The sequence below is a fragment of the Agrobacterium pusense genome (assembly GCF_900102105.1).
Lineage (GTDB): Bacteria > Pseudomonadota > Alphaproteobacteria > Rhizobiales > Rhizobiaceae > Agrobacterium > Agrobacterium pusense.
In genome coordinates, this window is record NZ_FNBB01000004.1 from 197,370 (window position 1) to 215,920 (window position 18,551).

19 protein-coding genes are annotated in these 18,551 nt (G+C 58.6%); 7 read left to right on the forward strand and 12 right to left on the reverse strand.

The features are described from left to right. Position 1 precedes the first annotated feature (1 nt). Positions 2-1,015 (reverse strand): substrate-binding domain-containing protein, encoded by a 1,014-nt coding sequence (locus BLU28_RS12765; protein WP_022563634.1) that lies wholly within the window; start codon positions 1,013-1,015, stop codon positions 2-4. A gap of 269 nt (positions 1,016-1,284) precedes the next feature. Here BLU28_RS12765 and BLU28_RS12770 point away from each other — a divergent pair, with 269 nt between their 5' ends. The 6 genes from BLU28_RS12770 to BLU28_RS12795 all read left to right on the forward strand — a co-directional run bounded on the left by BLU28_RS12770 (position 1,285) and on the right by BLU28_RS12795 (position 7,366). Then, on the forward strand, positions 1,285-2,550 hold the full coding sequence (locus BLU28_RS12770; protein WP_004438522.1) for an ABC transporter substrate-binding protein: 1,266 nt from the start codon (positions 1,285-1,287) through the stop codon (positions 2,548-2,550). Between the two features lie 63 nt (positions 2,551-2,613). Next, positions 2,614-3,588: a carbohydrate ABC transporter permease gene (locus BLU28_RS12775; RefSeq protein ID WP_004438520.1), complete on the forward strand. Its 975-nt coding sequence runs from the start codon at positions 2,614-2,616 to the stop codon at positions 3,586-3,588. Further along, entirely contained in the window at positions 3,585-4,418 is an 834-nt protein-coding gene (locus BLU28_RS12780; protein ID WP_004438518.1) for a carbohydrate ABC transporter permease, read from the forward strand. The genes BLU28_RS12775 and BLU28_RS12780 overlap by 4 nt, the downstream gene beginning before the upstream one ends. Positions 4,419-4,428: 10 nt before the next feature. Further along, positions 4,429-5,457, forward strand: coding sequence for an ABC transporter ATP-binding protein (locus BLU28_RS12785; RefSeq protein ID WP_060942155.1), 1,029 nt, complete (start codon positions 4,429-4,431; stop codon positions 5,455-5,457). Between the two features lie 55 nt (positions 5,458-5,512). After that, positions 5,513-6,298 carry a ThuA domain-containing protein gene (locus tag BLU28_RS12790; RefSeq protein ID WP_077986409.1) on the forward strand — a complete coding sequence of 262 codons (786 nt, stop codon included), beginning with the start codon at positions 5,513-5,515 and terminating at the stop codon, positions 6,296-6,298. A gap of 18 nt (positions 6,299-6,316) precedes the next feature. Beyond that, positions 6,317-7,366, forward strand: a complete 1,050-nt coding sequence (locus BLU28_RS12795; RefSeq protein ID WP_004438510.1) for a Gfo/Idh/MocA family protein — start codon at positions 6,317-6,319, stop codon at positions 7,364-7,366. A 240-nt stretch (positions 7,367-7,606) separates the two neighbouring features. Here BLU28_RS12795 and queE read toward each other — a convergent pair whose 3' ends face one another. The 9 genes from queE to BLU28_RS12840 all read right to left on the reverse strand — a co-directional run bounded on the left by queE (position 7,607) and on the right by BLU28_RS12840 (position 15,858). Beyond that, positions 7,607-8,362, reverse strand: a complete 756-nt coding sequence (gene queE / locus BLU28_RS12800) for a 7-carboxy-7-deazaguanine synthase QueE (protein WP_077986410.1) — start codon at positions 8,360-8,362, stop codon at positions 7,607-7,609. Further along, positions 8,359-8,715, reverse strand: a complete 357-nt coding sequence (queD, locus tag BLU28_RS12805) for a 6-carboxytetrahydropterin synthase QueD (protein ID WP_004438504.1) — start codon at positions 8,713-8,715, stop codon at positions 8,359-8,361. Before queD ends, queE begins: the two co-directional genes overlap by 4 nt. Continuing rightward, a complete protein-coding gene (gene queC, locus BLU28_RS12810) occupies positions 8,715-9,425 on the reverse strand; it encodes a 7-cyano-7-deazaguanine synthase QueC (protein ID WP_004438501.1) in 711 nt (236 codons plus the stop codon). The genes queD and queC overlap by 1 nt, the downstream gene beginning before the upstream one ends. A gap of 151 nt (positions 9,426-9,576) precedes the next feature. Continuing rightward, positions 9,577-10,710, reverse strand: coding sequence for a Gfo/Idh/MocA family protein (locus tag BLU28_RS12815; RefSeq protein WP_077986411.1), 1,134 nt, complete (start codon positions 10,708-10,710; stop codon positions 9,577-9,579). A gap of 23 nt (positions 10,711-10,733) precedes the next feature. Beyond that, a complete protein-coding gene (locus BLU28_RS12820) occupies positions 10,734-11,498 on the reverse strand; it encodes a sugar phosphate isomerase/epimerase family protein (protein ID WP_006698598.1) in 765 nt (254 codons plus the stop codon). Between the two features lie 55 nt (positions 11,499-11,553). Beyond that, a complete protein-coding gene (locus BLU28_RS12825; protein ID WP_044459817.1) occupies positions 11,554-12,642 on the reverse strand; it encodes an ABC transporter ATP-binding protein in 1,089 nt (362 codons plus the stop codon). 5 nt (positions 12,643-12,647) lie between these two features. Beyond that, positions 12,648-13,589, reverse strand: coding sequence for a carbohydrate ABC transporter permease (locus BLU28_RS12830; protein ID WP_004438490.1), 942 nt, complete (start codon positions 13,587-13,589; stop codon positions 12,648-12,650). Continuing rightward, the gene (locus tag BLU28_RS12835) at positions 13,582-14,484 is read right to left on the reverse strand and encodes a carbohydrate ABC transporter permease (protein WP_022563623.1); all 903 of its coding nucleotides are present in this window, start codon (positions 14,482-14,484) and stop codon (positions 13,582-13,584) included. Before BLU28_RS12835 ends, BLU28_RS12830 begins: the two co-directional genes overlap by 8 nt. Before the next feature lie 141 nt (positions 14,485-14,625). Further along, the gene (locus BLU28_RS12840) at positions 14,626-15,858 is read right to left on the reverse strand and encodes an ABC transporter substrate-binding protein (RefSeq protein WP_077986412.1); all 1,233 of its coding nucleotides are present in this window, start codon (positions 15,856-15,858) and stop codon (positions 14,626-14,628) included. A 221-nt stretch (positions 15,859-16,079) separates the two neighbouring features. Here BLU28_RS12840 and BLU28_RS12845 point away from each other — a divergent pair, with 221 nt between their 5' ends. Beyond that, entirely contained in the window at positions 16,080-16,802 is a 723-nt protein-coding gene (locus BLU28_RS12845; RefSeq protein ID WP_077986413.1) for a CPBP family intramembrane glutamic endopeptidase, read from the forward strand. Positions 16,803-16,857: 55 nt separating this feature from the next. On the opposite strand, the gene BLU28_RS12850 is transcribed toward BLU28_RS12845, so the two are convergent. Further along, on the reverse strand, positions 16,858-18,288 hold the full coding sequence (locus BLU28_RS12850) for a mannose-1-phosphate guanylyltransferase/mannose-6-phosphate isomerase (protein ID WP_077986414.1): 1,431 nt from the start codon (positions 18,286-18,288) through the stop codon (positions 16,858-16,860). After that, complete coding sequence (locus BLU28_RS12855; RefSeq protein ID WP_077986415.1) at positions 18,285-18,509, reverse strand: hypothetical protein; 225 nt, start codon at positions 18,507-18,509, stop codon at positions 18,285-18,287. The genes BLU28_RS12850 and BLU28_RS12855 overlap by 4 nt, the downstream gene beginning before the upstream one ends. Between the last annotated feature and the right edge of the window lie 42 nt (positions 18,510-18,551).

Sequence of the window (18,551 nt, forward strand, 5' to 3'; positions counted from 1 at the left end):
CTCAGACAGGGCCGACCGATTCTCGCAAAATCAGCTCCACAGGCCACAGTTCCTGAACCTCACGGACGGGGCGACCGCCGATGATTTGCAGAAGAAGGTCCGTCACCCTTATTCCGGCCATGCGCATGGGCGAGCGGGTGGTGGAAAGCGGCGGCATCATGCTTTCAGGCGTGAGGTAAGGAAACACATCGTCATGGGCGATGACGGAAACATCCTTGCCGATTGTCAGCCCCATCTGGGTCGCAGCACGGTAGACGCCCTGTGCAGTCATCATCGCACCCGCAACAAAGGCTGTCGGGCGCGGTGTCTGCTCCAGCAGCGAACGGGCGAAGCGGAACGCGGTCTCTTCGCTGAAGTGCTCATTCATCATGAAGCGCGGATCGGGCGTAATGCCATGGGTAGCCAGCGCCTCGCGGAAACCCTGTTCACGATCCCGTACGAAGGTTCGTCCGACCGGCCCATTGATGAGGGCTATACGCCGGTGGCCGCGCTCGAGAAAATGGATCGTCGGACGATAGGTCACATCATGGTTGTCGATATCAAGCCAGGCATGTTCGAAGGGTGTCTTTGAGCGCCCGTGCACGATGAAGGGGACGCCGAGCCGGTTGAGCAGCGCGATACGCTCATCCTCCGGACGCGGTGAGTGCACGATAATGCCATCCACACGACCGCTCGCAGCCAGCCGGCTGAAAATAGCCAGCTCCTCATCGAGATTGTTGTCGACTGTCACGCTGACGAGAATGTCGGTCTCTTCCCGTTCCAGCCGGGTGGCCATGCCGCCCATGAATTCCGAAAAGAAATGTCCGCCGCCCGACCGGCCCATAACGACACCGATGGCGCCGGCCCTGCCGGTTGCCAGCCGCACCGCGTTGGCATTCGGCAAGTACCCGTATTTGAGCGCAGCCTCCATGACCCGCTGACGCGTTTCCTCACGCACTTCGGGATAGCCGCCCAGCGCTCTGCTAACGGTGGTGGGCGACAGGCCGACCTTTTCTGCAAATTCCTTGAGCTTCATGTTTTTTTGCCAATTCGCCCCTGCATGCGTCGCCGCTGCGGATTTTTCAAGTCGACCAAAATTGAAAACGATTTCAATTTCTTCCCACCTGAAACCTTACAGTCCATCATCTTGAAAGGCAAATGGTGAAAATTTGCAGGCAAAAACGCCCGATTTTCGCTCGTTTAGAAAGAGTATTGACAGATTGCCCGGCTTTTGCGAGCTTCCTTTTAGTCAAAAGCGCTTTCAATTTTGAGGACAATCGGGAGCGTCAACGGAGGAGTTTGACAATGAATATTTCCATGAAGACTTTGTTCCTGTGCGGCAGCGTACTTTCCGCCGCCGTTTCCGCGCAGGCGGCCGAGATTTCCATCGCCGCCAATTCCACCGGCAAGAACGTCGCATTCTTCAAAGAACGCATTGCGGCTTTCGAAAAACAAACCGGCCACAAGGTCAATCTCGTCACCATGCCATCATCCTCCAGCGAGCAGTTCAGCCAGTACCGGCTGTGGCTTGCCGCGGGTAACAAGGATGTCGATGTCTACCAGACGGACGTTATCTGGGCGCCGCAGCTGGCCGACCAGTTCGTGGACCTGACCGCGGCGACCAAGGATGTCATCGGAGATCATTTCCCCTCCATCGTCGCATCGCAAACCGTGGACGGCAAACTCGTCGCCATGCCGATGTTCACAGACGCGCCCGCGTTGTTCTATCGCAAGGACCTGCTCGAAAAATACGGCAAGCAACCGCCGAAAACCTGGAAGGAGCTGAGCGAAACCGCGAAGGAAATCCAGGACAAGGAGCGTGAAGCGGGCCAGAAGGACCTCTGGGGTTTTGTTTTCCAGGGCAGCGCCTATGAAGGCCTCACCTGCAATGCCCTAGAATGGATTGCTTCCGCCGGCGGCGGCCATATCGTCGAAAGCAATGGCGATATCTCCGTCAACAATGAAAAGGCTGCTGCCGCCATCGAAACTGCCAAGGGATGGGTCGGCACCATCGCGCCGCAGGGCGTGCTTGCGTACAAGGAAGAGGAAGCGCGCGGCGTCTGGCAAACCGGCAACTCCGTCTTCATGCGCAATTGGCCCTACGCCTACGCGCTCGGCAATGGCGACGACAGCGCCATCAAGGGCAAGTTCGGCGTAACACCGCTCCCGGCTGGCGCCGAGGGCGAGGCACCGGCCTCAACGCTCGGCGGCTGGAATCTCGCCGTATCCAAATATTCAGCCAACCAGGAAGCTGCCATCGAGCTCGTGAAGTTTATCGCATCCAAGGAAACCCAGAAGATGCGCGCCGTTCAGCTTTCCAACATGCCGACGATCGCTTCGCTTTACGACGACAAGGATGTTGCGGCCGCGCAGCCCTTCATGCCGACATGGAAGCCGATCTTCCAGACCGCCGTCCCGCGTCCTTCCGCCTCGGCCAAGGTGAAATATAACGAGGTTTCGGCCAAGTTCTGGGGTGCGGTCCACAACACGCTCTCCGGCAACGGCACGGCCGCTGAAAATCTTGAGCTTCTCGAGGTTGAACTGACCGATCTCAAAGGCAACGGCTGGTAATCCGGCCCGCGCGGGAACGGTCTCGCCTGATCGTCTCCCGCGCCCCAACCGCGAGATATCCCCATGAACGACATCGCCCTTCAAAGACCGGTCACGGCATCCGGCACAGGTTCCGATCTACAGTCGGAACGCTTGAAATCCGCCTGGCTGTTCCTTGCCCCCACATTTCTCGTGCTGGCGCTGGTGGCGGGCTGGCCGCTCGTGCGCACCGTGTGGTTCAGCCTCACCGACGCCTCGCTCACCAATCTGGAGGGTGCACAATTCGTCGGCCTCAAGAATTATCTCACCTGGATCACGCTCAGCAGCGGCCGCACGATCTATCGAGGCCTTCTTGCCGATCCCGCATGGTGGGGGGCGGTTCTCAATACGCTGAAATTCACCATCGTTTCGGTCAGCCTCGAAACCGTGCTCGGCCTCATCGTCGCTCTGGTACTGAATGCCGAGTTCAAGGGACGCGGCCTCGTGCGCGCTGCCATTCTTGTGCCATGGGCCATTCCCACCATCGTGTCCGCGCAAATGTGGGCGTGGATGCTGAACGACCAGTTCGGCATCTTGAATGACCTGTTCCTTAATCTAGGCCTGATTTCCAACAAGATCGCCTGGACCGCCAACCCCGAGACCGCGATGATCGCCGTGCTTATCGTCGACATCTGGAAGACCACGCCCTTCATGGCGCTGCTCATTCTCGCCGGTCTGCAAATGGTGCCGAAGGACATGTATGAAGCGGCCAAGGTGGATGGCATCCACCCCGTCAAGGTGTTCTTCCGCGTCACCCTGCCGATGATCCGCCCTGCCCTGATGGTCGCCGTCATCTTCCGTATGCTGGATGCGATGCGCGTTTTCGACCTCATCTACATCCTGACGCCGAATAATGCCCAGACCCGCACCATGTCGGTGCTGGCGCGCGAGAATCTGTTCGATTTCGACAAGTTCGCCTATGGCGCCGCCGCCTCCACCATGCTGTTCCTCATCATCGCCTCGATTACGGTCATCTATATGTGGCTCGGGCGTGTCAACACCGATGGAGCCCAGCGATGACCTTGCCCAGCATCCTGAAGACCACCGCCTTTTATGCGCTGGTCGCCGTCATCATGGTGATTTCGGTATTTCCGTTTTATTATGCGATCCTGACCAGTCTGAAATCGGGCTCGGCATTGTTCCAGGTTAATTACTGGCCGCGCGAATTTTCGCTCACCAATTACAGTTTCGTCATTGGCAACGGCACGTTCCTGCGCAATCTCGGCAATTCGTTGCTGGTCGCATCGTCCGTCGTCATCTTGTCGCTGTTTCTGGCGGTCACCGCATCCTATGCGCTGGCTCGCGTCCGCTTCCGGGGCCGCGCGTTGCTGCTGCTCACCATTCTGTCGGTTTCGATGTTCCCGCAGATCGCCGTTCTCGCCGGCCTGTTTGAACTCATCCGCTGGGCGGGCATCTTCAACACGCCCTTGGCGCTGATCTTTTCCTACATGATCTTCACCCTGCCTTTCACGGTCTGGGTGCTGACGACCTTCATGCGCGACCTGCCGATCGAAATCGAGGAAGCAGCCATCGTTGACGGCGCATCGCCCTGGGTCATCATCACACAGGTGTTCATGCCTTTGATGTGGCCGGCGCTCGTCACGACGGGGCTCCTCGCCTTCATCGCGGCATGGAACGAGTTCCTCTTCGCGCTCACTTTCACCTCATCGAACGAGCAGCGCACGGTGCCGGTCGCCATCGCGCTGCTGTCGGGCGGCTCACAGTTCGAAATTCCCTGGGGAACGATCATGGCCGCGTCCGTCATCGTTACCGCGCCCCTCGTCGTCCTCGTTCTGATCTTCCAGCGACGCATCATCTCCGGCCTCACGGCCGGCGGCGTCAAAGGCTAGGAGAAACATCATGACCACCATTCAATTGCGCGATCTTCGCAAATCCTTTGGCGCCTTCGATGTCATCAAGGGCATCGACATGGATATCCGCTCCGGCGAATTCATGGTTTTTGTCGGCCCTTCAGGCTGTGGCAAGTCCACGCTGCTACGCCTCATATGCGGGCTGGAGGAAATCACCGGCGGCACGCTCTCCTTCGACGGCGAGACAGTAAACCGCCTGCCGCCCGCCAAACGCGGCGTCGCCATGGTCTTCCAATCCTATGCACTTTATCCGCACATGACCGTGTTCGAAAACATGGCTTTCGGCATGAAGTTGTCGGGCGCAGACAAAGAACAGCGCAAGAAGCGCGTCGAAGCGGCAGCGGAGATGCTGCAGCTCACGCCCTATCTGGAGCGCCTGCCGAAACAGCTTTCTGGCGGCCAGCGCCAGCGTGTCGCCATTGGCCGCGCCATCGTGCGCGATCCGAAGGTCTTCCTGTTTGACGAGCCGCTCTCCAACCTCGATGCGGCGCTGCGCGTGGCCACGCGTCTCGAGATCGCCAAGCTGCATCGCTCGATGCATGACACGACGATGATCTACGTCACCCACGATCAGGTGGAGGCGATGACACTCGCCGACCGCATCTGCGTCCTGCGCGACGGTCGGGTCGAGCAGATCGGTACGCCGCTCGAGCTTTACGAAAGTCCTGTCAACACCTTCGTCGCCGGCTTCATCGGCTCGCCGAAGATGAACTTCCTGGCAGGCAAGTATGCGGAATCAGAAGGCGCAAAAACGATCGGTGTCCGGCCGGAACACATCACCATCGCCAGCGACGGCAGCGGTTGGAGTGGAGAAATCGTGCATTCGGAAATGCTCGGATCGGACAGCTACATCTATGTCGAGATCGGCGCCGGCGAGCCCGTTGTCGTACGTGAAGAGGGCGTGACCGGCCGCAAGGCGGGCGAGCGTATCACCATCGTGCCGGATACGGCGCAGATCCACCGTTTTGACGCCGAGGGCCGGGCCATTGCCCGCAACCCCGCTCGCGGCGCCGCCTGAACCTAACTTCCGCCGGGACAACCCAAGTAGCCGGCTTTCACCAAGGAGCATGAGAATGACCATCAACACCGTTGTATGGGGCGAAAATATTCACGAACACATCAATGAGACGGTGCGTTCGATCTATCCAAACGGCATGCACAACACCATCGCCGACGCGCTGAACCAAAATCCCGAGATCAACGCCACCACCGCCACGCTGCAGGAGCCGGAGCACGGCCTTTCACAGGAGCGTCTCGACAAGACCGACGTTCTCGTCTGGTGGGGCCACAAGGACCACGGCGCAGTTCAGGATGACATTGTGGAGCGCGTCGCCAAGCGCGTCTGGGAAGGCATGGGCCTCATCGTCCTGCATTCCGGCCACTTCTCCAAGCCGTTCAAGCGCCTGATGGGTACGCCTTGCGCACTGAAGTGGCGCGAGGCGGGCGAACGCGAACGCCTGTGGACCATCAATCCCCGCCACCCGATCGCCGCCGGCCTGCCCGAGCATTTCGAGCTAGAAAACGAGGAGATGTATGGCGAGCAGTTTTCCGTACCGGAGCCGCTCGAGACCGTCTTCATTTCCTGGTTTCAGGGCGGTGAGGTTTTCCGTTCGGGTCTCACCTGGCGTCGTGGTGCCGGCAATATCTTCTATTTCCGCCCCGGCCATGAAACTTATCCGACCTATCACGACGCCAATGTGCAGAAGGTCATCAGCAATTCTGTAAAATGGGCCTATAATCCGGTCGGCGCCCTGAAGACTATTCACGACGCGCCGAATGTTCCCGTCGATAAGGCGCTCGAGCCTATCGAGGAACGTGGTCCCAAGCTGCATAAGGCAGGCGAAGCAGGTTACAGGTAAGGGCTTGGAGATACTGGCATGAGACTTCTCATTCTCGGAACCGGTGGCATGGCCAACAACCATGCCACATATTTCTCTCAGATCCCCGGCGTCGAACTGGTTGCGGCGGTGGATGTGGACGACGTGGTGGCACGGGCCTTTGCGCTGCGCCATAACATCCCGCTCTCTTTCACTTCGCTGGATGACGCCATTGCCTGGGGTGAATTCGATGCGGCGGCGAATGTCACGCCCGATGCCATCCATCACCCCACGAGCCTGAAGCTGCTTGCGGCGGGCAAGCACGTTTTCTGCGAAAAACCGCTGGCGGAAAACTACGCGAATGCCGCCGAAATGGCCGACGCGGCCGAAAAGGCCGGCCTCGTTGCCATGGTCAATCTCACCTATCGCAACGTCGCCCCCTTGCAGGCGGCGCGCGAGATGGTGCTGGCCGGCAAGATCGGCAAGGTTCGCCATCTGGAAGCCTCCTATCTCCAGAGCTGGCTCGTTTCCAAGGCCTGGGGCGACTGGATGACGGAGAGCAAGTGGTTGTGGCGGCTTTCCACCAAGCATGGCTCGAACGGCGTGCTGGGTGATGTCGGCATCCACATACTTGACTTCGCCTCTTATGGCGCAGGCAGCGATGTGCAACGAATCTTCACTCGGCTGAAGACCTTCGACAAATATGAGGGCAACAAGATCGGCGCTTACGATCTGGATGCAAATGACAGCTTCACCATGACGGCCGAACTGGAAAACGGCGCCATGGGCGTCATCCATGCCAGCCGCTGGGCGACGGGCCACCTCAACGAACTTCGTTTGCGCATCCACGGCGACAAGGGCGCACTCGAAGTCATTCACACGCCCGACTATTCCAGCCTGCGTGCCTGCATCGGCGAGGATGTGGAAAAGGCCATCTGGAAGACGATCGATGTCGATCCCGTGCCGACGAACTACGAAAAATTCGCCAAGGCCGTGATGGAAGGCGGCGTCGCCGATCCCGACTTCCGCCACGCCGCCAATCTGCAGAAGGTACTCGATCTGTCGATCATTGCGGATCGGGAGAGACGCGAGTTGGCCGTTTCGGCTTGATGTGAGAGAACAAGCTGCGGCATCACTTTGCCGCAGGTTTCTTCTCGCCGAGGGGAGAAGGTGGCCCGAAGGGTCGATGAGGGGGCAACGTTGCCGGATTTCGGAGAGCTTGACCCCTCATCCCGCTGCCGCGGACGTCTCCCACTGGGGGAGAAGAAACAAGCGGCTTACACTCGCTCAATACATTGTGCGCTTCTTGAGGATGCAAACTAAAGCGTGGAATTTCACTCCCGCGCAACTTCACACCCCGCGCTTGTTCCCCCATAACAACACATGCAGCTGCGGCAGCACGCGGGCGGAAAACCAGCGATCGTCGCTAACCTTATCCACCAGCCACAACATCCGCTCCATTACACCATCGATATCGACACGCGCATCGTCATCATCCGGCGGCGGCGGGGTGTGGTTGCCGGGCTGGAGGTAAACCGGCAAATACGGGAAACGCGCGGATGCCGCTTTGGCATAGGCGTAATCCGCATCGTCAAAGACCACGATCTTCAGGGCCACCTGCGGCCCTTCGCCGGCAGCGGCAAGACAGTCTTCGAAAGCCTGCCAGTCCGTTCCCATGCCGCTCGATGGCGGCTTGGGGCTCAGAACCAGATGGTCGAGATCGGCAAACCAGTTTTTGGCGATACTGCCCTGCGTTTCCAGCGCGAAACGATAGCCTTCAACGTGCCCTTTTGCGATCAGCGACCCAAGCGGCTGGATGGCCGGATTGCCGCCAGACAGCGAGACCGTCAGCGGTACGCCACCGGAAAGCCGCCGCACCTCCTGCCAGATTGCATCGACCGGCATCGGTTTCCACGTGTCGCGATAATCGCTATCGACCGCGTGCAGCGTATCGCACCAGGAACAGCGATAGTCGCAGCCGCCAGTGCGAACGAAAACCGTCGGCAGACCGATCAGCAGACCTTCGCCCTGAATGGTCGGGCCGAAGATTTCACTGATGCGGATCGTGGTGTCCTTCGCTGCACTCTTTTGTCGGGCCGCCGTCATGGCCGGTATTCTGCCCAGGTCTTGGCGGTTTCGCTGACGCGGATGGCACTGGTTTCAGGCAGACGATCCTTGCACCAGTCATAGAAATGCTTCGCCAGGCATTCCGCCGTGACCCGGTCATGGCCGAGGACATCATTCAGGTGACGATGATCGAAATGATCGTCGATATAGCGCTTCAACGGTGCGAGCTCGTGATAGTCGCGCACAAAACCGTGCTCGTTCAGCTCTTCGCCTGACAGTTCGACTTCGACGATGTAATTATGCCCGTGCAGCCGATTGCACTGGTGATCCGACGGCAGGCTTTTCAACTGGTGAGAGGCGGAAAAGTGAAATTCCTTGGTGATGCGGAACATCAACGCACCTCCTGCGCCGCAAAGGCATGGGTCGCGGCCACCCAGAAATCCGGGTCCTCATAGTCTGTCGGATCGGTGACGCCGGCAAGATGGAAGGCTTCGCGCCGCTCCACGCAGGTTCCGCAGCGGCCGCAGTGACGCAAGCCGCCCTTGTAACAGGACCATGTTTCACCGAAGGGCGTTCCATATTTCGCGCCATCGGTCACGATGGCCGCCTTGGAAACGGTGACGTAGGGCGCAAAAAGTTTCACATCAGCATAGCCTTCAAGCGCATGCGCCTGCATGGCGTTGAAGCTGTCAATGAAGCCCGGCCGGCAATCCGGGTAGATGAAGTGATCGCCGCCATGAACGGCAATCGCCACTGCTTCCGCCTGTTGCGCGGCAGCCAGGCCGAAAGCGATGGTGAGCATGATGGCATTGCGGTTCGGCACCACGGTGGAGCGCATGGTCTCTTCGGCGTAGTGGCCATCAGGCACCTCCACATCGTCGGTCAGTGCGGAACCGGTGAGATGCGCGCCGATGGTTCTGATGTCGATGACATGATGCGGCACGCCGAGCCGTCTGGCGCAATCGGCGGCAAAATCCAGTTCCTTCCTGTGACGCTGGCCATAATCGAAGGAGACGAGAGCTAAAAGTTCATGTTCCGCGGCGATTTTATGCGCAAGCGAAACGGAGTCCAATCCGCCGGAGCAGATGACGATGGTTTTCATAAATTGGGATCCCTTGTTTTGACCGGGTGGGCTGCGACCGGATTACAGGGGCGGCTTTAAAGCAAAGCGGGGAATTTGTGAAGTCCCTAGCTGAAATCACGAAAAGCGGCAAAGTTACCTTCACCGCTTTTCAAGGAATGATCTTCCGTCCTCAGCGCAGCAACGCCTGCGCCTCCTCAATGCCGAGCGCGGCCGGCTGCGTGCAGGTCGTCGTCATCTCGATGAAACGGCCCTCTTCGCCGGACTTCAGGATCGACGTCATCACGTCGATACCGTGCAGGGAACGATCCAGCGAGCAGCGCGCGTCGCGCCCCTCCAGAATGGCAATCGCCATATCGGCAAGACCGGCCGTGCGGTAATTTGCACGCGGACCGTTCGGGCTTTCCTGATTGGCGATGCCGAAGGGGTGCGCCCAGTCTTCCAGCGGCTGGATATTCTTGTCGCGACCGCTGGCTTCGACAACACCGCCGAAGAAATTCGGATCCGGCACGTAGATCGAGCCTTTCGTGCCATAGAGTTCCATATTGGCATGACGATGCGACCAGACATCCCAGCTCGCCGAAAGCGTGATCGTCGCACCATTCACGAATTCCAGCAGGGCATGGATATTTGTCGGGGTCTCGACAGGGATGATCTCGCCGTTCAGCGGCTGGCTGGTCACCGTACGGGTCGGATTTGCCATCGAAGTGAGCGCGCCGACACGTTTCACCGGGCCAATGAGGTTGATAAGATTGGCGATGTAATACGGACCGAGATCGAGGATCGGCCCGCCGCCCTTGAGGAAAAAGAAGCCAGGATTGGGATGCCACATTTCCATGCCGGGGCTCATCACATGGCATGTGCCCGACGTAATGCGGCCGACCTTGCCGTCATCGATATATTGCCGGGCAAGCTGATGCGCGCCGCCGAGGAAGGTGTCCGGTGCGCAGCCGACGGAGAGGTTCTTCTCGCGGGCGATGCGCCGCAGTTCCTCGCCCTCTTCCAGCGATAGCACCAGCGGCTTTTCCGAATAGACGTGCTTACCGGCCTCGAGAATGGCTTTCGATACCGGAAAATGCGCGGCGGGGATTGTAAGGTTCACCACCACGTCGATTTCCGGGTTGGCGAGCAATTCCTCGATGGACTGCGCGACAACACCGAATTCTTCCGCTCTCAGTTCCGCTGCATTGCGGTTGAGGTCAGCGCAGGCCAGCACCTTTATGCCCTTGAAAAGCGGTGCCAGCGAAAAATAAGCAGACGAGATATTGCCGCATCCGATGATGCCGACGCCAAGATCTCTGGCCATGATGAAACTCCGAAATCTGAGACTTAATAGGTTTTGAACGACGCGATAGAACGGGTAATCAGTCGATCGATGTCCTTCGGGTTGTCGTGTTCGACCACGAAATGTTTCGTGGCGGACTTTGTCTTCAGCGCCGCGACGAGGCCTTTCCAGTCCACCGTGCCGTGGCCGACATCGGCCCAACCGTCTTCATCCTTATTCTCCCCTGCGGGCGCGATGTCCTTCACGTGCACGGCGGTGATGCGCTTGCCGTAGCTTTCGATCCAGGCGAGCGGATCGGCATTGCCCCTGATAATCCAGGCGATATCCGCCTCCCATTTCAGGTCGGGGCCACCGGCAAATATCTGCTCCTGCGGCGTTGAGCCATCGGCAAGCGCCTTGAACTCGAAGTCGTGGTTATGCCAACCGAAGACCAGCCCAGCATCCACGAAGGGCTTTCCGGCTTCCTGCAGGCGCTTGCCAAAGGCGAACCAGCCGGCGGCATCGTTAGGGCGCTGGTCGGGCATCAGGTAAGGGCAATAGATCGCTTCCACACCCAGAGCGCTGGCAATATTCAGCGCCTTTTTGGGATCGCCTTCAAGAAGATCGAGACCGAAATGACCGGTGGGCATGGTCAGGCCGTTGGCGTCCAGTTCGGCACGCAGACCTTTCAGCCCGGCTTCATCCAGCGAAGCATACATGGCGCCGTAACCTTCCACGTGTTTGTAACCTGCCGCTGAGAGCTTCTTCAGAATATCGGAAAAGGGTTGAAAATTACGGGCGCTGTAAAGCTGAAAACCGAGTTCTGTCATTGTCTCCTCCATAGAGATGTGGTTCTTGGGAATGTGTGGGAGTGGTCAGCGCCCTTTAGAGCCGTTCCTCGCTTTGCGCGTCGAACAGCGAGGCCATGGTCATGTCGAGGCCAAGGCGCACCTTGGTGCCGGGTGAAAACCGTCTGTGGCCGCCAACGCGCACGGACATGGTATGCCCGGCATGTTTAAGCCAGATCAGATTGTCGGCGCCCATCGGCTCTTCGATATCGACGATCGCCTCGTGCACCTCCCCGCCGACGATATCGGCATCAACGCGCACATGTTCGGGGCGAACGCCCAGAACCACCGCGCGACCGGCGACAAGCGGCGTTTCCGCATGATAACCGTCAAGTGCGAAAGTCACGCCATTGGTGGTGAAGACCACCTTGCCGTCTTTTTCGATCAGCTCGCCGCGCAGGAAATTCATCGAGGGCGAGCCGATGAAGCCTGCGACGAACAGGTTCCTTGGCTTGTTGTAGATGGTGACAGGGTCAGCCAGCTGCTGGATGACGCCGCTTTTCATGATGGCGATGCGATCAGCCAGCGTCAGCGCCTCGATCTGGTCGTGCGTCACATAGATCATGGTGTTCTTCAGCGACTGGTGCAGCCGCTTGATTTCGACGCGAAGCTCCGAGCGCAGCTTGGCATCGAGGTTGGAGAGCGGTTCATCGAACAGAAAGACATCCACATCCCGCACCAGTGCCCGGCCGATCGCCACGCGCTGGCGTTGACCGCCGGAAAGTTCGGCCGGCTTGCGTTTCAGCAGCGGCTCGATCTGCAAGATGCCGGCTGCCCTTTTGACGCGGCGGTCAATCTCCTCTTTCGGCACTTTGGCGACCTGAAGGCCGAAGGAAAGGTTCTTTTCCACCGTCATTTGCGGATAGAGCGCATAGGACTGAAACACCATGCCGATGCCACGATCCTTCGGTTCTTCCCAAGTAACGTTACGGTCCTTGATGAATATCTGTCCGTCGGTCGGCTCCAGAAGGCCGGCGATGCAGTTGAGAAGGGTCGACTTGCCGCAGCCGGAAGAGCCGAGCAGCACGAGAAATTCGCCGTCGTAAATATCGAGATTGAGGTCTTTCAGCACGGTAACGGCGCCGAAGGACAGCGAAAGATCGCGGATGGAAACGCTTTTGTTCATATAGCTCAACCTTTTACTGCGCCTGCAGCAATGCCGCGGACGAAAAGCCTGCCGGAGAGGAAATAGACGATCAGCGGCACGGCCCCGGTCAAAAGGGTTGCGGCCATGTTGACGTTGTATTCCTTCACGCCCTGCACGGAGTTGACGATGTTATTGAGCTGCACCGTCATCGGGTAATATTCCGGCCGCGTGAACACCACGCCGAACAGGAAGTCGTTCCAGATGCCGGTCACCTGCAGGATCATCGCCACCACGAAGATCGGCAGTGACATGGGCAGCATGATGCGGAAATAAATCTGCCAGAAATTAGCGCCATCGATCCGCGCCGCCTTGAAAAGTTCCTCCGGCAGCGAGGCGAAATAGTTGCGGAAAAGCAGCGTCAGGATCGGCATGCCGAAGATGGTGTGAACGATGACGAGGCCGCTCAGTGTGCCGTAAATGCCCAGTTCGCGGAGCACGATAACGATCGGATAAATCATCACCTGATAGGGAATGAAGGCGCCGATGATGAGGATGGAGAAGAACAACTCCGATCCCTTGAACTTCCAGTTCGCCATGGCATAGCCGCTGACGGAGGCGACGATGATGGAAATGACGACCGACGGCACGAGGATGCGTACGGAGTTCCAGAAGCCCCGCGAAAGCCCGTCGCAATTCAGCCCTGTACAGGCATTCGCCCAAGCCTTGACCCAAGGCTCGAAGGTAATCTCCACCGGCGGTGCGAAAATGTTGCCTAGCCGGATTTCCGGCATGCCCTTCAGCGAGGTAACGACCATCACGTATAGCGGCAGCAGGTAATAGGCAGCAGCCACGAACAATGTGCCGTAGAGAATGATGTTGCGGCGGGAAAAGGTTTTCCTTGGCTTCTTGCCGCGCGGGCCGGAGAGCTCATTGGAAACCGCATCGTTGGCGGCAACAACCGTGTTCAATGTGCTGAGATTAGCCACGTTTCTTGCCTCCGAATTCAAGGTAGGCCCATGGAATGATGATGATCGCAACCGTCAGGAGCATCATCGTAGAGGCGGCAAAGCCCTGCCCCAGATTCTGCGCCTGGAACATGTAGTCATAGACATATTTTGCCGGGACCTCGGACGCGATGCCCGGCCCGCCGCTTGTCTGCGCCACCACGAGGTCGTAGACCTTGACGATGCCGCTGGCGATGATGACGAGCGTGGTGATGAAGACGGGACGCATCATCGGTATGATGATGAGGGTGTAGGTTTTCCACATCGGAATGCCGTCAACGCGCGTCGCCTTCCAGATGTCTTCATCAATGCCACGAAGACCGGCCAGCATCAGGCACATGACGAGCCCCGTGCCCTGCCAGAGCGCCGCGATCAGAATGCCATAGATAACGATCTCGGAATTGTAGAGCGGGTCGAACGTGAAGTTTTCCCAGCCAAGCGAACGGACAACGGACTGGATGCCAAATTCCGGGTTCAGCAGCCACTGCCAGACGAGGCCGGTAACGATGAAGGACAAAGCGAAAGGATACAGGAAGATGGTGCGGAACGCGTTTTCAAAACGTATTTTCTGATCCATCAACGCCGCCAGCACGAAGCCGATGACAAGGCTGAAAATTAGCGACAGGATGCCGTAAATCGCCAGATTCTGGATTGAGACGATCCAGCGCGGCGCGGCCCACAGCCGCTCATATTGATCGAAACCGATGAAGTTCGCCCGCGGCAGAAGCTTGGAATTGGTGAAGGAATAAACCACCGTCCAGACCGTGCCGCCAAGAAAGATCACCACGGCGGTCAGTATCATCGGAATGGAGGCAATCTTCGAATTGAGATTGCGGAAAAGCTGGTTGGGCCGCCGTGAGCGCGCTTGACCTGCCATGTTACCTCCTCCTGTAACGTTACAGTCAACGGCCGAGCACGGGGCTCGCCGCGAGAAACTCCGGCCATTGCCTGTTATCCTGGCATAGCCCGGACGTTGGAAGGGGAGCGGCGAACCGCTCCCGATCCGAAGAGATTACGATCAGTCAGCCGAACCGATAATGTCCGCGAAACGCTTCTGCCCGTCTTCCGCCGACATCGAGCCCGCGAAGAATTCCGCCATCAGATCTTCCTTCTGTTTCTGCGTATCGGCGGAAATCAGCTGGTCGGTGCTGGTCAGCGCATTGCCCTTGGCCAGAATTGCCAGGCCCTTTTTCATGCAGTCATTGGCTGCATTCAGGTCGACGTCGCCGCGGATCGGCAGCGAGCCTTTCTTCAGGTTGAAGGCGACCTGCGTTTTCGGATCAACGATGGTCGCGGCAAGAACATCCTGCGCCTTGGTTTTCGCCTCGTCCTTCAAAACGGGGAAATAAAAGGCGTCGCCACCCGTGGTCAGGTATTCACTCAGGCCAAGGCCAGGAAGGCAGGAATAATCAGTGCCAGCTTTCTGGTTGGCGAGCTGGAATTCACCCTGGGCCCAGTCGCCCATGATCTGGCCGCCGGCCTTGCCGGTGATGACCATGTTGGTGGCCTGGTTCCAGTCCTGAACATTGGTGCCCTTGGCCATGTCGCGCGCCTCGACGGCAGCCGCGAAAATCTTTGCCATTTCAGGACCTGCCGCCGCTTCGGCATCCTTGTCGCCATAGACCTTCTGATAAAGTTCCTTTCCGCCGATCGAAAGCGTCAGCGTGTCGAACAGGCCGTTCGCCTGCCATGCCTGGCCGCCAAGCGCGAGCGGCTGGATACCGGCCTTTTTCAGCGCCGGCGCTGCCGCAACAAATTCCGTCCAGTTCTTCGGAACTTCGACGCCCGCTTTCTTGAACGCCGCATTGGAAAGCCACAGCCATTGCCACGAATGGATATTGACCGGCGCGCAATAGATCTTGCCGTCGATGGTGCAGCTGTCGAGCAGACTCGCCGGCTTGATGACCTCTTTCCACTTACCCTTTTCGGCAACGTCGGACAGGTCCCGCATCAGGCCGGCCTGCACCAGTTCTTCCGCCTGCCGACCGTGGTTGAACTGGGTAGCGCCCATCGGATCGCCGCCGGTGATGCGGCTGATCATGATCGGCCGGGCCGTGCCACCCGAACCGGCAATCGCGCCGTCCACCCATTTATTGCCGGTCGCGTCGAAAGCCTTGGCCAGTTCGGCCACCGCCGCGGCTTCGCCGCCCGATGTCCACCAATGGGTCACCTCAAGATCAGTGGCCCCGGCAAAGCCCGCCGGAATCATCACGCTGGCCAGAAAAGCCGCAGAAATAACACGCATTCGCATGAGTCTCCTCCCTCACTGAAACGTTGCAGTTGGAACGTATGCGAAGATTTTTGATTAGGCAACCGCCTAAAACACGAATCTCGTTACTGCATTCAGCGGCGTCTCGAAGGATGGCAAAATTCGCCTGACAGGCGGACCGTAGAGGGGCTTGCGCGCCGTAATCCACACGCAATGCCACTGGTTTAAGAACCCTGCGCAGCAAGAAACAGGTGCAAGAGACAATGAAACGCTGGCATATTCTCCTGATCATCGGATTGATCGGTGTCGCATCGCTCTTACTCGCCGCGTTTGAGCAGCTCATACCGGGGCAGCAGGTTTCAATGGCGATGCGCCTGTTGATACTCCTCCAACCAGCAGTCCTGACCGTCGCCTCGGTCGCCACCGGCCAAGCCCTCGCCGCAAAAATCGGGCTCCATGCGCCTTTGATCGATAGCTGGCTGACGGGCGGCGATCCGCGTGCGGTACTGCGAAAACAAGTGCCTCCTGCACTTGCTGCGGGTGTTGCCGTTGCCATTGTGATGATCGTCTATTCGTCGGCGATCCTGCCCTTGGTCACAGATGCAGCAACCATGGCAAATATCACCAGATTTGACATTCCCCTGGCCACCCGGCTTCTCTATGGCGGCGTCACCGAAGAGCTATTGACCCGATGGGGCATGATGTCGTTTTTCGCGTGGGTTCTCTGGCGCTCTACAGGAGGCGGGCAGGTTCGAGCGTTCATAATGTGCGCCGCCATTGTGATCGCTGCCGCTTTGTTCGCCGCTGGTCATCTGCCGTTTCTGTTTACCATTGCCGCGCAGCCCGGACCGGCACTCGTCCTTGCAGTGCTGACCGGGAATTTTATTCCCGGACTCATCTTCGGATGGCTATTTTGGCGCCGGGGACTGGAGGCGGCAATTCTCTCTCATGGCTTTGCCCATTGTATAAATGCAGTGGCTGCCTGAACCAAAAGGCGAAGCGGGCAGACGTCCGCTTCGCTTATTCTCTTGGCGTAGGTAACTATTGCCTCTTGTAATCGTCCTCGATGCGGATGACATCGTCCTCGCCGATATAGGCTCCGGTCTGGATTTCGACCAGTTCGAGCGGGATCTGCCCCTCATTGGCAAGACGGTGCGGCTGGCCGATCGGGATATAGACCGACTGGTTTTCCGTCAGCAGCCGGGTCTCGTCACCAATCGTCACGGTGGCCGTTCCCTTGACGATGATCCAGTGTTCCGAGCGGTGATAGTGTTTCTGGAACGAGATGCGGTGGCCAGGATCGACGGTGATATGACCAACCCGATAACGCTCGTCCACATACATGTGTTCGATGTAGCCCCAGGGCCGGTAAACGCGCTTGTGGGTCTGCGTCTGTGGCGCATGTTCGCCGTCCTTCAGCGTCTCCACCAGACCCTTCACGTCCTGCACCCGGTTCTTCGGCACCACCAGAACCGCATCCTTGGTGGACACCACCACTATGTCCTTCGCGCCCACCACCGTCGTCAGCAATTGCGTCGAATGGATGAGGCAGCCTTCGGAATCGATGAAGACGCCGTTACCTTCCAGCGCATTGTCATTGCTGTGTTTGTCGGCGATCTCCCAGATCGCGTCCCAGCTGCCGATATCCGACCAGCGAAAATGGCCGTGCACGACAGCCATGCGCCTGGTCTTCTCAATCACGGCATAGTCGATGGAATTCTTGGGCGAGGCTTCGAAGCTTTCCTGATGCAGACGCACGAAACCGAGGTCGCTTTCATATTGCTCGACTGACTGCGTTACCGCGGCCAGAATTTCCGGCGCAAAGGCCTCCAGTTCGGCAATCATCACGTCGGAGCGGAACAGGAAGTTTCCGGAATTCCAGAGATAGCCTTTTTCGAGATAGGAGATCGCCGTCTTCATGTCAGGCTTCTCCACGAAGGCCTCGACCTTACTCAGATCCTTTTCACCATCAATCGCCTCGCCCGGCTTGATGTAACCATAGGAGGTGCGCGGCTCCGTCGGCACCAAACCGAAGACGACGATGTTGCCCTGATCGGCGGCTTTGGCGCCGAGTTTCACGGCATCGGAAAACTTGTCGGCATCGAGCACCACATGGTCGGCAGCAAGCGCCAGAACCAGGCATCCGGGCTCGCGACGCTCGGCCAGCACGGCGGCGGCGGCCATGGCGGCGGCGCTGTCACGGCGGGCGGGCTCAAGCACCACGGTGGCCGGCAGATCGATCTCCTCCGCCTGACGGCGGGCAAAAAAACGGAAATCCTCGTTGGTGATGACAAGTGGCTCGGAATAAAGCGTTTCGTCACCCACCCGCTGCAGGGTCTGCTGATAGGTCGAAAGATTGCCGACCAGCGGCTGAAACTGCTTGGGCAACTGATCGCGCGAGACCGGCCATAGCCTGGAGCCAGCACCACCGGCCAGAAGAACCGGCGTGATCTTTCGAGATTGTTCCTTCACAATAAAACCTTTCCAACGTCAAAAAATTTCCCGGCGCGCCGGACAATATACATATTTCCCAATACCGCCATCATCGGTTCATGGGCGGACAAGCGCAAGCTCATAAGTCCCCCTTGTGAAAGCTTGGTGAACAGCTGGGTGTCTGCCCCGGCACGCTTTCCTAACGCCACGCGGCAGGTGAGGTTCCGCTCGATTTCTTCGCGCGGATCGATGCAGAGCAAATAAAAACCCCGGGATTGCTCCCGGGGCCGGCTTCAAGTGAG